The sequence below is a fragment of the Streptacidiphilus sp. P02-A3a genome (assembly GCF_014084105.1).
In the GTDB taxonomy this organism is placed as follows: Bacteria; Actinomycetota; Actinomycetes; order Streptomycetales; family Streptomycetaceae; genus Streptacidiphilus.
Window position 1 is genome coordinate 7,479,399 of sequence record NZ_CP048289.1, and the last position, 13,866, is coordinate 7,493,264.

The following is a 13,866-nucleotide window of genomic DNA, read 5'->3' on the forward strand; positions in this document are numbered from 1 at the left end:
ATCGTTGCCAAACCTATGCCGCGAAACGGGAGGAAACGGCCGTCAAAACCGGCTCAGCCACGGCCCCGGTGCCGGGCGATCCGGTTCCGGTACCAGTCGTAGGAGGCCCGGGGGGTGCGCGCCAGGGTGTCGAAGTCGACGTGCACCAGGCCGAAGCGCTGCTGGAAGCCCTCGGCCCACTCGAAGTTGTCCAGCAGCGACCAGGTGAAGTAGCCGCGGACGTCGACCCCCCGGTCGACCGCCGCCGCGACCGCGTCGATGTGGTCCCGCAGGAACGCGATCCGCGCCCGGTCGTCCGCCCCGGCCCCGTCGGCCAGGGAGCAGCCGTTCTCGGTGATCAGCACCGGCGGCAGGGCGTCGCGGTAGCGCCGCCGGAGGCCGACCAGCAGCTCGGTCAGGCCCTCGGGGACGACCGGCCAGCCGAAGGCGGTGCGCGGGTAGCGTCCCTCCGGCGGCTCGGCGAGCTCGAACGGCAGACCGCCGCCCTCGACCGGGGGGCCGACCCAGCTCGGGTTGTAGTAGTTGATCCCCAGCGCGTCCAGCGGCGCGGAGACGGTGCGCAGGTCGCCGTCCCGGATCAGGCCGCCCCAGCTCGGGTCGGCCAGGCCGAAGGCGGACAGGTCCGGATAGCGGCCGAGCAGCAGCGGGTCGGTGAACAGCCGGTTGTGCAGCGCGTCGTACGCCTCGACGGCGGCCCGGCCCGCCTCCCCCGGTCCGGCCGGACCGGTCGGCCGGACCGGGGTGCAGTTGTTGGCGATCATGACCTCGCGGGCCCCGGCCGCCCGCAGCGCCGCCACCGCGAGACCGTGGCCGAGCAGTTGGTGGTGCGCCGTCGGCAGGGCCTCCAGCATCAGCGTCCGGCCGGGGGCGTGGATCCCGAAGGCGTAGCCGTAGACCATGTGGACCACCGGCTCGTTCAGGGTGATCCAGCTGGCCACCCGGTCCCCGAGGCGATCGGCGACCACGGCCGCGTAGGCGCCGAAGCGCTGGGCGGTGTCCCGGTTCAGCCAGCCCCCGGTGTCCTCCAGGGCCTGCGGCAGGTCCCAGTGGAACAGGGTCGGGGTGGGCGCGATCCCGGCCGCGAGCAGGTCGTCCACCAGCCGGTCGTAGAAGTCGAGACCGGGCGCGTTCACCGGTCCGGCGCCGCTGGGCTGGACCCGCGGCCAGGAGATCGAGAAGCGGTAGGCGTCCAGGCCCAGACCGCGCATCAGCGCCACGTCCTCGGCGTGCCGGTGGTAGTGGTCGCAGGCGGTGCCGCCGGTGCGGCCGTCGCGGACCGTACCCGGCCGGGCGGTGAAGGTGTCCCAGATCGACGGCCCCTTGCCGTCCTCAGCGGCGGCCCCCTCGATCTGGTAGGCGGAGGTGGCCACGCCCCAACGGAACCCGGCGGGGAGTCCGCCCCGATCCGACGACTCGACTGGCTGGAATGAGTGGGATGTCTGGGACTGCTGGGAGGATACAGGCGGCATGGGCGGCCGGCTCCTGTTCACGAGGTCCGTCAGGGGCGGAGGAACATGAGCCATACTCGCGTTATCTGCTCGCCAACGCCACCCCCGATCCGGCAGAGTGGATCCATGCCGCCTCCCGCCCCCGCGCCCGGCTCCGCCGTCCGCCGCCGCCCGGTCCAGCGCCGCAGCCTGGAACGCTTCGGCCGGATCCTCGACGCCTGCGCGGAGCTGCTCGACGAGGTCGGCTACACCGGCCTGACCACCAAGGAGGTGGCCCGCCGGGCGGCGGTGCCGATCGGCACCCTGTACCAGTTCTTCCCCGGCATCGAGGGCCTGCTCGGCGCGCTCGCCGAGCGCAACCTGGAGCACTACGCCGAGCGCCTCGGCCGCCGGATCGAGGCCGAGCCCCCCGGCCACACCGGCGCGCTGGTGGACCTCGCGGTGGAGGAGTACGTCGCCATGCACCGCTCGGTACCCGGCTTCGGCGTGGTCGACTTCGGCGCGATCGGGGTGGAGGACACCGCCAGCATCCACCTGCTGGACGCCGACCGGGACAACAACACCGTCGCCGCCGACCGGCTCTGGTCGGTCATCGGCGACCTGCTGACCGCCGGTCAGGCCCCGCGGCCGGCCGACCCGGACGCCAACCCCCGGCTGGCCCTGCGGGTCGCCCTGGAGTGCGCGGACGCGGTGCTGCGACTGGCCTTCCGGACCGACCCGGAGGGCGACCCGGCGCTGATCGCCGAGTGCAAGCGGCTGCTGCGCCGCTACCTGACCTGAACGCACCGGTGGCCGGGCCCCTCCGCGATGCGGAGGAGACCCGGCCACCGGCCCGGACCGTCTGCGTTGCGAACGCCCGCTTCGCGAACGCCCAGTCGCCTACTTCGCGATCAGCGAGCGCAGTACGTACTGCAGGATGCCGCCGTTGCGGTAGTAGTCCGCCTCGCCGGGGGTGTCGATCCGGACCTTGGCGTCGAAGGAGACGTCGCCGGCCTGCACCCGCACGGTCTCCGGAATGCCGCCGTCGTTGAGCGCGGTCACGCCGGTGACCGAGAAGGTCTCGTCACCGGTCAGGCCGAGCGAGTCGGCGTCGGCGCCCTCGGGGAACTGCAGCGGCAGCACGCCCATGCCGATCAGGTTCGAGCGGTGGATGCGCTCGTAGGACTCGGCGACGACGGCCTTGACGCCCAGCAGCGCCGTGCCCTTGGCCGCCCAGTCGCGGGACGAGCCCGAGCCGTACTCCTTGCCCGCCAGGATCACCAGCGGCACGCCCGCCGCCTGGTAGTTCTGCGCGGCGTCGTAGATGAACGCCACCGGCGCGTCGGCCTGGGTGAAGTCGCGGGTGTAGCCGCCCTCGGTGCCGGGCGCGATCTGGTTGCGCAGCCGGATGTTGGCGAAGGTGCCGCGGATCATCACCTCGTGGTTGCCACGGCGCGAGCCGTACGAGTTGAAGTCGCGCTTGTCCACGCCGTGCTCGGTGAGGTACTGCGCGGCCGGGGTGCCCGGCTTGATGTTGCCGGCCGGGGAGATGTGGTCGGTGGTGACCGAGTCGCCCAGCTTGGCCAGCACCCGGGCGCCGCTGATGTCGGTGACCGGGCTCGGCTCGTGCGCCATGCCCTCGAAGTAGGGGGGCTTGCGGACGTAGGTGGACTCGGCGTCCCACTCGAAGGTGTTGCCGGTCGGGATCGGCAGCGACTGCCAGCGCTGGTCGCCCGCGAAGACGTCCGAGTAGTCCTTGGTGAACATGTCCTGGTCGATCGAGGAGGCCACGACCTCGGCGATCTCCTGCTCGGTCGGCCAGATGTCGGCCAGGTAGACCGGCTTGCCCTCGGCGTCGGTGCCCAGCGCGTCGCGGGTGATGTCGACGTTCATGTTGCCCGCGATGGCGTAGGCGACCACCAGCGGCGGCGAGGCCAGGTAGTTCATCTTGACGTCGGGGTTGATCCGGCCCTCGAAGTTGCGGTTGCCGGAGAGCACCGAGACGGCCGCCAGGTCGTGCTCGTTGACGGCGGCGGAGACCTCGTCCGGCAGCGGGCCGGAGTTGCCGATGCAGGTCACGCAGCCGTAGCCGACCAGGTTGAAGCCCAGCTTCTCCATGTAGGGAGTGAGGCCGGCCTTCTCGTAGTAGTCCATGACGACCTTGGACCCGGGGGCCAGGGTGGTCTTGACCCAGGGCTTGGCGTGCAGGCCCTTCTCCACGGCCTTCTTGGCGAGCAGGGCGGCGCCCAGCATCACCGAGGGGTTGGAGGTGTTGGTGCAGGAGGTGATCGAGGCGATCACGACCGCGCCGTGGTCGATCTCGTAGGTCGAGCCGTCGGGGGCGGTGACCAGGGTCGGCTTGTGGATGCCGTTGGAGACCGCCGGGGAGTCGGAGGCCGGGAAGGACTCCTTGCCGGACTCGTCGTCCACCGCGATGTAGTCGCGCACGGCGATCTCGAAGCGGTCGGCCGCCTCGGCCAGGACGACGCGGTCCTGCGGGCGCTTCGGTCCGGCGATCGAGGGCACCACCGAGGCCAGGTCCAGCTCGATGTACTCGGAGTACACCGGCTCGGCGGCCGGGTCGTGCCACAGGCCCTGGGCCTTGGCGTACGCCTCGACCAGCGCGAGCTGCTGGTCGCTGCGGCCGGTGAGCTTCAGGTAGCTGATGGTCTCGGCGTCGATCGGGAAGATCGCGCAGGTGGAGCCGAACTCCGGGGACATGTTGCCGATGGTGGCCCGGTTCGCCAGCGGGACGGAGGTGACGCCCTCGCCGTAGAACTCGACGAACTTGCCGACGACGCCGTGCTTGCGGAGCATCTCGGTGATGGTGAGCACCAGGTCGGTGGCGGTGGCACCGGCCGGCAGCGCGCCGTTCAGCTTGAAGCCGACCACGCGCGGGATCAGCATGGAGACCGGCTGGCCGAGCATCGCGGCCTCGGCCTCGATGCCGCCGACGCCCCAGCCCAGCACGCCCAGGCCGTTGACCATGGTGGTGTGCGAGTCGGTGCCGACGCAGGTGTCGGGGTACGCCTGGCCGTTGCGGACCATGACGGTGCGGGCCAGGTGCTCGATGTTGACCTGGTGGACGATGCCGGTGCCCGGCGGGACGACCTTGAACTCGTCGAACGCGGTCTGGCCCCAGCGCAGGAACTGGTAGCGCTCCTTGTTGCGGCCGTACTCGATCTCGACGTTCTGGGTGAAGGAGTCCCGGGTGCCGAACTTGTCGGCGATGACCGAGTGGTCGATGACCAGCTCGGCCGGGGCCAGCGGGTTGATCTTCGCCGGGTCGCCGCCCAGCTCCTTGACGGCCTCACGCATGGTCGCGAGGTCCACCACGCAAGGGACGCCGGTGAAGTCCTGCATGATCACGCGGGCGGGGGTGAACTGGATCTCCTGGTTGGGCTGCGCCGAGGCGTCCCAGTTGCCCAGCGCGCGGATGTGGTCGGCGGTGATGTTCGCGCCGTCCTCCGTGCGGAGCAGGTTCTCCAGAAGCACCTTCAGGCTGTAGGGGAGGCGCTGCGAGCCCTCGACCTTGTCCAGCTTGAAGATCTCGTACGACTCGTCGCCCACCTGCAGCGAGCTGCGGGCGTCGAAGCTGTTGGCGGACACGACTGTCTCCCTAATCTTTCTCAATGCGCACAGTCTCTGCGTCAGTGCGCACAGTCTCCGGACGCGCGGCCTGCAGAAGGTGCGTGTCTTCTCCGCGCATACCCACGCGATCGTGCCGAGGATATCTTGACGTCGAGATAACCATAGTGCATCCCGTCCGCCCGAGCGACGTGGGCACGCATTGACGGTCCGGGCCGTCGACGAGGGATATTCGCTGGACGCCACCGGCGGCTTCGCCGCAGGCTGCCCCCCGGGCCGCCGGTCGCGGCGGCGATACGTCGGGAGGGGAGAGAACTGATGGGATTCAGGCTCGAAGGGCCGGTGCTGGAGGGCTCGCTGGTGCGGCTGGAGCCGCTGGACCACCGGCACGCGCCGGATCTGGCGCTGGCCGCCGAGGAGGAGCGGAGCTCGTACGGGTTCACCTGGGTGCCCACGGCCGCCGAGGTCGGCCAGTACGTCGACGCCCAGCACGCCAGGGTCGCGACCGGGCGGTTCGCGCTGTTCGCGCAGGTGTCGCGGGAGACCGGGCGGGCGGTGGGGGCTACCGGCTACCTGGATCCACGGCTGTGGCCGGACCGGGAGGAGCTGTTCGCGGTGGAGGTCGGCTTCACCTGGCTCGCCCCCTCGGTCCAGGGCACCGGCTTCAACACCGAGTCGAAGTACCTGATGTTCCGCCACGCCTTCGAGACCTGGGGCGTGTCCCGGGTGGACCTGAAGACGGACGCCCGGAACAGCCGCTCCCGGGCCGCGATCGAGAGCGTGGGCGCCCGGTTCGAGGGGGTGCTGCGCAACTGGGGCCAGTCCTGGGCGCCCGGCGAGGACGGGCTGCTCCGCGACTCGGCGATGTTCTCGGTCGTCGCGGCGGAGTGGCCGGACTGCCGGGCGCGACTGGAGCAGCGGCTTGAGCAGCGACTGGCCCGGCACCGGAAGCCGGTCAGTCACCCAGCGTAGCGACCATCACCGCCTTGATGGTGTGCAGCCGGTTCTCGGCCTGGTCGAAGACGATCGAGTGCGGTGACTCGAACAGCTCGTCGGTGACCTCAAGCTCGGTGAGCCCGGTGGTGGCGTGCAGCTGCCGGGCCACCTCCGTGCCGAGGTCGTGGAAGGCCGGGAGGCAGTGCAGGAACTTGACCGCCGGGTTGCCGGTGGCCCGGACGGTGTCCAGCGACACCTGGTACGGCAGCAGCAGCTCGATCCGCTCGGCCCAGACCTCCTTGGGCTCGCCCATGGACACCCAGACGTCGGTGTAGAGGAAGTCGGCGCCCTTGACCCCGGCGGCGATGTCCTCGGTCACGGTGATCCGCGCGCCGGTCCGGGCGGCGAGCTCGCGCGCCCGCTGCTGGACCTCCGGCTCGGGCCACAGCTGCCGGGGGGCGACCACCCGGATGTCCATGCCCAGCAGCGCGCCGGTGACCAGTAGCGAGTTGCCCATGTTGTAGCGGGCGTCGCCGAGGTAGACCAGGGCGACCTCGGACAGCGGCTTGGCGCAGTGCTCGCGCACGGTGAGGATGTCGGCCAGCATCTGGGTGGGGTGCCACTCGTCGGTCAGGCCGTTCCAGACCGGGACCCCCGCGTGGGCGGCCAGCTCCTCGACGATCTCCTGGCCGTGGCCCCGGTACTCGATACCGTCGAACATCCGGCCGAGCACCCGGGCGCTGTCCCGGACCGACTCCTTCACGCCCAGGTGGGAACCGCTGGGGTCGAGGTAGGTGGTGTGCGCGCCCTGGTCCGCGGCGGCGACCTCGAACGCGCAGCGGGTCCGGGTCGACCCCTTCTCGAAGATCAGCGCGATGTTCCGGCCGCGCAGCCGGGGCTGCTCGGTGCCCGCGTACTTGGCCGCCTTCAGCTGCGCCGACAGGTCGAGCAGGAAGCGGAATTCCTCGGGTGTGAAGTCCAGCTCCTTGAGGAAGTGCCGATTCCGCAGATTGAAGGCCATGCCGGGCTCCTGAGGTGACGGAGGGATGCGCTTACCCGGTAAGTATATACATTGAGCAACATTTTTATGCGGAGCAGCCATCCACGACGGCGACAGCCGGAGCCGCCTGCGGTCATCATTTGTCCGATATGACGGATTCATACCGAGCCGCTCTGGGAAACAGCCAAGGAAGGCACACCACCTCCGGAAAGGGTCTCCATGTACCGCGCACTCACCTCCGCCACCCTCGCCGAGCTGCGTCGCCCCCGCCCCTATCCCGCCGTGTCGATCCTGATGCCGACCCACCGCCGCGAACCGGACAACGCCCAGGACCCGGTGCGCCTGCGCAACCTGGTGGCCGAGGCCAAGGAGCGGGTGCAGGCCGACCCGGCCGTCTCCCGGGCGGACCGGATCAAGGTGGTCGAGCAGTTGGAGGCGGCCCTGGCCGAGATCGACCTGGTGCACGTCGAGGACGCGCTGGCGGTCTTCGTCGCCCCGGACGAGCACCAGGTCTGGACCCTCTGCCGCAGCGCCGACGCCCGGGTCGTGCTCTCGGACACCTACCTGACCCGCAACCTGGTCGCCGCCCAGGCCGCCGCCCGGCCCTACTGGGTACTGGTGGTCGCCGCCGACCACGCCCGGCTGTGGAGCGGCGGCCCGGAACGCGTCACCGAGCGGACCAACGGGACCTTCCCGCTGAGCCGGAGCCTGGAGGACCCTGATTCCGAGCGCAAGGAGCGGATCGGCGACCTGCCGAGCACCTACACCGACGAGCTGACCCGGCAGTTCCTGCGCGAGGTGGACGTCGCGCTGGGCAGCGTGCTGGCGGCCGAGCCGCGCCCGCTGTACCTGGTCGGCGAGGCCGCGGCGCTGTCGCTGCTGGGGGACGTCGGCACCGCGGTGAAGAGCGCCGTCGCGCGGGTCCCGCACGGCGGGCTGGCCCAGGGCACGGCCGAGGCGGTCTGGCAGACCGTCCGGCCCGCCGTCGAGGAGCAGGCGCGCAAGGACATCACCGACGCGCTGACCGAGCTGGACCAGGCCAAGGGCCGCAAGGAGTTCGCGGCCGGGATCGACGAGGTGTGGCAGAAGGTGCGGACCGGGCGGGTGGCGCTGCTGGCCGTCGAGGAGAACTACCGGGTGACCGTCCGCGACGACGGCGAGCACCTGGTCCACGCCGCTCCGGACGACCAGGGTGCGCGCGAGGACATCGTCGACGAGATCGTGGAGAAGGCCCTGGACACGGGCGCCCAGGTGCGCTTCGTGCCCGACGGCGAACTCGCCGACGCCGGTCAGATCGCCGCCGTACTGCGCTACTGACACCCGGCACCGCTGACACCCGGCACCGACACCGGCACCGGCACCGGCACCGATGTCCGACTCAACCGCCGGGTCAGCCGTACGGTTCAACCGCGGCTGCGGAGTCGGCGGAGCATCCTCGGGTCCTCGAAGCCGACGGCACGGGCGGCGGCCTCGACGGTCGTGCCGTGGGCGATGAGGTGCTCCGCGCGCTCCAGCCGCAGCGTCTGCTGGTAGCGCAGCGGGGTCAGCCCGGTGGCCCGGGTGAACAGCCGGGTCAGCGTCCGCTCGCTGACCCCGGCCGACTCGGCCAGCCGGGCCAGCGGCAGCCGCTGGGTGAAGCCGCCGTCGATGGTGTCCTGCGCCCGGTGCACCGTGTCGTCCAGGTGGGAGCGGTGCCGGAGCATGGCGCTGTGCTGCTGCTCGTGGCCGTTGCGGCGGGCGTAGACGACCATGTCCCGGGCCACCCGGGCGGCGGCGGCCGGGCCGTGGCGCGCGGAGACCAGGTGCAGCGCCAGATCGATCCCGCTGGCGATCCCGGCGGAGGTGACCACCCGGTCGTCGACGGTGAACAGGGCGTCGCGGACGACCACGGCGCGGGGGTAGCGGGTGGCCAGTTCCTCCTGGAAGTCGTGGTGCGTGGTGCACCGGCGGCCGTCCAGCAGACCGGCGCGGCCCAGGGCCTCCGCCCCGGCGCAGACGCTGGCCACCGTGCCGCCCCGGGCGTGGTGCTCGCGCAGCCGGGCCAGCGCCTCCGGGCCCGGCCGCGGCCCCCGCTCCAGGCTGGACGCGCGCCAGCCGGGAACGAGGACCATGTCCTGCGGGCCGAGCTCGGGCCACTGGGTCCCGGCCTGCAGCGGCGCCCCCTGGGCGCTGGGGACCACCGGCTCCTCGGCCACGTAGCCCAGGGTGTAGTCGTGGCCGAAGTCGGCGGCGGTGGAGAAGACCTGCGCCGGCCCGGCGAGGTCGAGCAGGTGCACGCCGGGCACCAGCAGGAAGAGGATGCGACTCATGGTGCCGTCATCGTGCCTCCTCGGCGGCCCTTCGCTCCAGCTCGTCCACGGTGGCGATGGTCGCGAAGCGGTCGGCGAGCACGAACTCGGTGCGCCGGGTGATCTCCTCGGCGGAGAGGGTGACCCCGTCGCGGGTGATCGCGTCGGTGGCGGTGGCGTCCGTGACGAAGGTGACCGTGTAGCCGAGGTCGCTGCCCACCCGCGTGGTGGTCTCGACGCACTGCTCGGTCCGGATGCCGCAGACCGTCAGCTCGCTCACCCCGCGCAGGGTGAGCTCCTGCTGGAGGTTGGTGGTGGTGAAGGCGTTGTGGGAGGTCTTGTGGATGAGGAGGTCGCCGTCGTCGGGCTCCAGTTCCGCCATCAGCCGGACCTGGCCGAGGGCCGGGTCGAAGACGTCTCCGCTGCCGGGCTCGGAGTGCAGCACCCACACCACCGTGTCCCCGGCGTCGCGGGCCAGCCGGAGCAGCCGGTTGACCTGGTCGGTGATCCTCGGGTTATTGATCCCCGCCCACTCGGGACGGGCTCGGAAGGACTCCTGGACATCGATGACAATCAGCGCTCGGGTCATGACCCCCAGTCTGGCCTGGTCCGACTCCTGGTCGGCAGGCTTGATCGGGTCCGGCAGCGGACCGATCCGGTCAGCCGATACGCCGGTCCGCAGGTCGGTACGGTTCGGCAGCGGACCGGCGGATTGGCTAGCGTGCAGGGGTGACCAACGAGACCTCTTCCCCTGACATCCAAGCCGCTGGCTCCCGGGCCGCGCGCGGCGCCGTCGCCGCAGGTCTGGCCAGCATCGCCGCCGACGGCACCGTCCTCGACACCTGGTTCCCCGCCCCCGCCCTCAGCGAGGCCCCCGGCGCCGCCGGCACCGTACGGCTCACCGCCGAGGAGGCCGACGCCGCCCTCGGCGCGGGCGCGGCCGACGCGCTGCGCACCGACCCCCGGCGCGGCGTCGAGGTCGTGGCCGTACGCACCACCATCGCCTCGCTGGACGAGGCGCCGATCGACGCGCACGACGCCTACCTGCGGCTGCACCTGCTGAGCCACCGGCTGGTCCAGCCGCACGGGCAGAACCTGGACGGCCTGTTCGGGCTGCTCGCCAACGTGGCCTGGACCAGCATCGGCCCGGTACCGGTGGACAACGTCAACGCCGCCCGGCTGGCGGTCCGCGCCGAGGGCGGCCAGCTCGCGGTGTTCGGCGTCGACAAGTTCCCCCGGATGACCGACTACGTCGTCCCGAGCGGCGTGCGTATCGCCCACGCCGACCGGGTACGCCTGGGCGCGCACCTGGCCGCCGGGACCACCGTCATGCACGAGGGCTTCGTCAACTTCAACGCGGGAACGCTGGGCGTCTCCATGGTGGAGGGCCGGATCTCGGCGGGCGTGGTGGTCGGCGACAACAGTGACATCGGTGGCGGCTCCTCGATCATGGGCACCCTCTCCGGTGGCGGCAAGCAGGTCGTCTCGGTCGGCGAGCGCTGCCTGCTGGGCGCGAACGCCGGTATCGGCATCTCGCTGGGCAACGACTGCGTGGTGGAGGCCGGGCTGTACGTGACGGCGGGTACCCGGGTGACCCTGCCGGACGGCAAGATCGTCAAGGCGGTCGAGCTGAGCGGCGAGCCCAACCTGCTGCTCCGCCGCAACTCGCAGAACGGCGCGGTCGAGGTCATTCCCCGCAGCGGCTCCTGGGGCGGCCTGAACACGGCCCTGCACGCGCACAACTGAGAGGTTCGCCGACTGGTGGTCCCGGCACGCGTCAACGCGGGGACCACCAGGGCGGCAGAGATCCCTCGTCGGTGTGATGCCGGGTGACCGACCCAATCGCGGACTCGTTTCCCCTCAGGACCGGCACCGCCGCCGGACCCCGTCCGCAGCACCCAGGAGGGGCGCGCCCGAGATGTCCGAGGCAACCGCCGTACCCGAGGGCTCCACGCCCCCGCAGAGCCTGTTGGCCCAGATGGAGCGGCTGCTCGCCGCCCTGGACGCCGACCTGGGCCGACTCGACGCCGACCTGCAGGCGGACCCCCGCACCGGACCGGACTCGCCGCCGACCGGCGTCGGCACCGGCGTCGGCACCGATCAGCCGGGTGGCCGGGAGCAGCCGCGATCCGAGCAGCGGGACCAGCGGCAGCAGCAGCGGCAGTAGCAGCAGCGGGAGCAGGGTCTGCCAGGGCGGTGCCCACAGGTCCGCCGTCATGACTCGCCACCGCGGTCCGCGGGCTGCGGCTCGGCGGCCAGGCTCTGATCCTGCTCCTGGTCCTGCTGCAAGCGCGGCTCGGGGCGGCCGACGCGGACGGCTCGGAGCAGTTCGGTGGCCAGTTCCTGGCACTCGGCCACCGCGTCGACGGAGTCGATGCAGCGCCAGTAGAGCTCCTGCTCCCCCGCGCCGCAGGCCAGTACGATCAGGGCCTCGGCCGTCTCGTGGATCAGCGTCCGCAGCTCGGTCACGGTGGCCTCGACGTCGCCGATGGTGCTGAGCCGTTCCGCGCGGCTCGACCCGCCGCTGTCGTCCGGCGGACGCCCGACGCAGGCGGCCGCGTGCCCGGCGGCCTCGGCGAGCGCGGAGGCCACCTGCACCGCGCCGCAGCCCCGGCTCTCGGTCAGCGCCCGCTCGGTGAGCCGGACGGCGGCGATCGCGGCCACGGCCTCCACCAGCGTGCACGCCTGCCAGGCCTCGATCAGGGCCGGTGGCACCGACCGCACCTCGGTGAGGGCGTGGCGGGTGGATTTGATGAGTCGTTGGGCGTCCATGGCGTGGCTCCCCCACTGGCGTTCCTGACGGACGATCCGTCAGGACACCAGCGTGGAACGCCGCACCGACCGACTTCCGCGCCGAGCGGCAGGCTGTGGACGAAACCGGGGCTGTGGAAAACCCGGCCACCCGCAGGGGTGAGCGGAAAGCCCGGCAAATCCGGACGAACCGTCAGGAAGCATCCAGTGGCGGGGTTCCGCCGACCGGGAAGCGCAGTTCATTGCGTTCGATCTTCGCCGCCAGCGCCGCCAGCGGATCGACGTCGAGCGCCATGCAGAACTGCAGCAGGTAGGCGAGGACGTCCGCCACCTCGTCCTCCACCCGGTGCGCCCGCGCCGGCTCCCGCATCACCGCCGCCGCCTGCTCCGGCGTCAACCACTGGAAGATCTCCAGCAGTTCGGACGCCTCCACGCTCAGCGCGGCGGCCAGGTTCTTCGGCGTGTGGTACTGCCCCCAGTCCCGGGCGGCGGCGAACGCGCGCAGCCGCTGCTGCAGGGCGGCGATGTCCGGCACGGTCCCGGGCTCACTGTGATCGCTCATGCCGTCATTCTCCGCGATGCCCGGAGCCGCCCCGACCGCTACCCCACCGCTGCCGGAGCCGCACCGGGTGCGACCGCGGCCGGTGCCGGGACCAGCAGGCTGCCGCCGCTGGCCGGGTCGCGCTCGCAGCGGACCTCCAGCACCCCCGGCAGCCGGGCCGGGGTCCGCGCGGTGGCCAGCAGCCGCAGGTGCCCGCGCGGCACCAGCTCCTGCGCGAGCGGCAGCAGCCCGGCACACAGCTCCTGGTCCAGGTCCTCGGCGAGCACGGTCAGCAGCCTTTCCGCGTCGGGTACTTCGGCCGCCGACGTCAGTTGCAGCACACCCGGGCCGGTCAGCAGCACGGTGGCGAAGGCCAGGCGGCGCAGCGTCCCGGCGCCGAGGAGCTCCGCCGAGGTCCAGTGCCCGTCGCCCTCGTCCACCGCGGTGATCACCCGCTCGCCGCCGCCCGAGGCGTCCCGCAGCACGCCGAGCCCGGCCACCGGCTGGCTGCTCCCCGCGCGCAGCGTCTGGACCAGCCGCCCGAACCTGATCCGGCACTCGCCCTGGATCCGGGCGATCACCGCCGCCAGGTTCTCCGCCGAGCCGCGCAGCCGGGCGTCGTCGGACACCGGGACCCAGCCGCGCATCAGCGCGGGCACCGGGTCCACCGCGAACAGCTCGCGCAGCGCGGTGAGCAGGTGCTCCACCGCGGCCAGTACCCGCCGCTCGCCCGGGTTGGCGCCCGCCACCCGCAGCGGCAGCTGGGCGCTGAGCAGCGACCGAGCCGAGAGCGGGGCGTGGATGTCGCCCTGGCGGCCGTCGCTGTGCCAGGCGGCGCTGATCCGCCCCCGGGCCTCCTCCCCGGTGGAGAGCAGCAGTTGCCGACCGAGGGCCAGCCGCTCGGCCGCGATCCGGGGCCTGCCGTCGGTCCGTACCGCGACCTCCAGCCGGACGGTGCCCTGCGGGGTGCCGACCGAGCAGCCGAGCCGGAAGCCCTGGCGTCCGTGCGGCGCGCAGCCCGCGAGGCCGCCGCGCACCCCCGCCAGCGCCTGCTCCAACTCCGCACCGCCCGCCAGGCCGCAGAGCGCGACCAGCGCGTCCAGGGCGTTGGACTTGCCGGTGCCGCCGGCCCCGTGCAGCAGGGTGACCGGCGCCAGCGGCAGCACCGTGCCCCGGTGCGACTTGAACGCGGCGAGCCGCAACTCCTGCACGGTGGCGCGGCGGGGGGCACGGGACTGCGGCTGATCGGTCATCCCCGGACGCTACTGCGCGCGGACCCGTCGGCACCGCCCTCGGCCGCCGAACGGGTGAACGCCGGTCGCCGGTCGCCCGCCA

13 protein-coding genes are annotated in these 13,866 nt (G+C 72.4%); 5 read left to right on the plus strand and 8 right to left on the minus strand.

All coding sequences use genetic code 11. The annotated features are described in order from the left end of the window. Positions 1 to 53 precede the first annotated feature (53 nt). A complete protein-coding gene (locus GXP74_RS31390) occupies positions 54 to 1,523 on the minus strand; it encodes a GH1 family beta-glucosidase (RefSeq protein WP_370468479.1) in 1,470 nt (489 codons plus the stop codon). A gap of 51 nt (positions 1,524 to 1,574) precedes the next feature. Between GXP74_RS31390 and GXP74_RS31395 the strand changes: the two genes are divergently transcribed. Next, entirely contained in the window at positions 1,575 to 2,228 is a 654-nt protein-coding gene (locus GXP74_RS31395) for a TetR/AcrR family transcriptional regulator (protein ID WP_182454648.1), read from the plus strand. Positions 2,229 to 2,327: 99 nt separating this feature from the next. On the opposite strand, the gene acnA is transcribed toward GXP74_RS31395, so the two are convergent. Continuing rightward, on the minus strand, positions 2,328 to 5,036 hold the full coding sequence (gene acnA, locus GXP74_RS31400) for an aconitate hydratase AcnA (RefSeq protein WP_182454649.1): 2,709 nt from the start codon (positions 5,034 to 5,036) through the stop codon (positions 2,328 to 2,330). Between the two features lie 297 nt (positions 5,037 to 5,333). On the opposite strand from acnA, the gene GXP74_RS31405 reads away from it, so the two are divergent. Beyond that, positions 5,334 to 5,987, plus strand: a complete 654-nt coding sequence (locus GXP74_RS31405) for a GNAT family N-acetyltransferase (protein WP_182454650.1) — start codon at positions 5,334 to 5,336, stop codon at positions 5,985 to 5,987. Here GXP74_RS31405 and argF read toward each other — a convergent pair. Then, complete coding sequence (gene argF, locus GXP74_RS31410) at positions 5,971 to 6,972, minus strand: ornithine carbamoyltransferase (RefSeq protein WP_182454651.1); 1,002 nt, start codon at positions 6,970 to 6,972, stop codon at positions 5,971 to 5,973. The genes GXP74_RS31405 and argF overlap by 17 nt on opposite strands. 198 nt (positions 6,973 to 7,170) lie before the next feature. On the opposite strand from argF, the gene GXP74_RS31415 reads away from it, so the two are divergent. After that, a complete protein-coding gene (locus tag GXP74_RS31415; RefSeq protein WP_182454652.1) occupies positions 7,171 to 8,268 on the plus strand; it encodes a chemotaxis protein in 1,098 nt (365 codons plus the stop codon). Positions 8,269 to 8,354: 86 nt separating this feature from the next. On the opposite strand, the gene GXP74_RS31420 is transcribed toward GXP74_RS31415, so the two are convergent. Together GXP74_RS31420 and GXP74_RS31425 are read right to left on the minus strand one after the other, a co-directional pair. Next, entirely contained in the window at positions 8,355 to 9,260 is a 906-nt protein-coding gene (locus GXP74_RS31420) for a GlxA family transcriptional regulator (RefSeq protein WP_182454653.1), read from the minus strand. A 7-nt stretch (positions 9,261 to 9,267) separates the two neighbouring features. Beyond that, positions 9,268 to 9,828, minus strand: coding sequence for a cysteine hydrolase family protein (locus tag GXP74_RS31425; RefSeq protein ID WP_182454654.1), 561 nt, complete (start codon positions 9,826 to 9,828; stop codon positions 9,268 to 9,270). A 140-nt stretch (positions 9,829 to 9,968) separates the two neighbouring features. Here GXP74_RS31425 and dapD point away from each other — a divergent pair, with 140 nt between their 5' ends. Together dapD and GXP74_RS31435 are read left to right on the plus strand one after the other, a co-directional pair. Continuing rightward, positions 9,969 to 10,985 carry a 2,3,4,5-tetrahydropyridine-2,6-dicarboxylate N-succinyltransferase gene (dapD, locus tag GXP74_RS31430; protein ID WP_225448330.1) on the plus strand — a complete coding sequence of 339 codons (1,017 nt, stop codon included), beginning with the start codon at positions 9,969 to 9,971 and terminating at the stop codon, positions 10,983 to 10,985. A gap of 172 nt (positions 10,986 to 11,157) precedes the next feature. Further along, on the plus strand, positions 11,158 to 11,406 hold the full coding sequence (locus GXP74_RS31435; RefSeq protein ID WP_182456990.1) for a hypothetical protein: 249 nt from the start codon (positions 11,158 to 11,160) through the stop codon (positions 11,404 to 11,406). Positions 11,407 to 11,453: 47 nt separating this feature from the next. On the opposite strand, the gene GXP74_RS31440 is transcribed toward GXP74_RS31435, so the two are convergent. The 3 genes from GXP74_RS31440 to GXP74_RS31450 all read right to left on the minus strand — a co-directional run bounded on the left by GXP74_RS31440 (position 11,454) and on the right by GXP74_RS31450 (position 13,784). Then, positions 11,454 to 12,011 (minus strand): DUF6099 family protein, encoded by a 558-nt coding sequence (locus GXP74_RS31440; protein ID WP_182454655.1) that lies wholly within the window; start codon positions 12,009 to 12,011, stop codon positions 11,454 to 11,456. 172 nt (positions 12,012 to 12,183) lie between these two features. Further along, positions 12,184 to 12,552: a nucleotide pyrophosphohydrolase gene (locus GXP74_RS31445; RefSeq protein ID WP_182454656.1), complete on the minus strand. Its 369-nt coding sequence runs from the start codon at positions 12,550 to 12,552 to the stop codon at positions 12,184 to 12,186. Between the two features lie 38 nt (positions 12,553 to 12,590). Continuing rightward, positions 12,591 to 13,784 carry an AAA family ATPase gene (locus GXP74_RS31450; RefSeq protein WP_182454657.1) on the minus strand — a complete coding sequence of 398 codons (1,194 nt, stop codon included), beginning with the start codon at positions 13,782 to 13,784 and terminating at the stop codon, positions 12,591 to 12,593. Positions 13,785 to 13,866 lie beyond the last annotated feature (82 nt).

Bases quoted from the DNA above. Each gene is read 5' to 3' on its own strand.
- GXP74_RS31395 (WP_182454648.1), top strand. From the start codon at position 1,575: ATGCCGCCTCCCGCCCCCGCGCCCGGCTCCGCCGTCCGCCGCCGCCCG.
- argF (WP_182454651.1), bottom strand. From the start codon at position 6,972: ATGGCCTTCAATCTGCGGAATCGGCACTTCCTCAAGGAGCTGGACTTC.
- GXP74_RS31390 (WP_370468479.1), bottom strand. From the start codon at position 1,523: ATGGCTCATGTTCCTCCGCCCCTGACGGACCTCGTGAACAGGAGCCGG.
- GXP74_RS31420 (WP_182454653.1), bottom strand. From the start codon at position 9,260: ATGAGTCGCATCCTCTTCCTGCTGGTGCCCGGCGTGCACCTGCTCGAC.
- GXP74_RS31450 (WP_182454657.1), bottom strand. From the start codon at position 13,784: ATGACCGATCAGCCGCAGTCCCGTGCCCCCCGCCGCGCCACCGTGCAG.
- GXP74_RS31405 (WP_182454650.1), top strand. From the start codon at position 5,334: ATGGGATTCAGGCTCGAAGGGCCGGTGCTGGAGGGCTCGCTGGTGCGG.
- GXP74_RS31435 (WP_182456990.1), top strand. From the start codon at position 11,158: ATGTCCGAGGCAACCGCCGTACCCGAGGGCTCCACGCCCCCGCAGAGC.
- GXP74_RS31425 (WP_182454654.1), bottom strand. From the start codon at position 9,828: ATGACCCGAGCGCTGATTGTCATCGATGTCCAGGAGTCCTTCCGAGCC.
- GXP74_RS31415 (WP_182454652.1), top strand. From the start codon at position 7,171: ATGTACCGCGCACTCACCTCCGCCACCCTCGCCGAGCTGCGTCGCCCC.
- GXP74_RS31445 (WP_182454656.1), bottom strand. From the start codon at position 12,552: ATGAGCGATCACAGTGAGCCCGGGACCGTGCCGGACATCGCCGCCCTG.
- GXP74_RS31440 (WP_182454655.1), bottom strand. From the start codon at position 12,011: ATGGACGCCCAACGACTCATCAAATCCACCCGCCACGCCCTCACCGAG.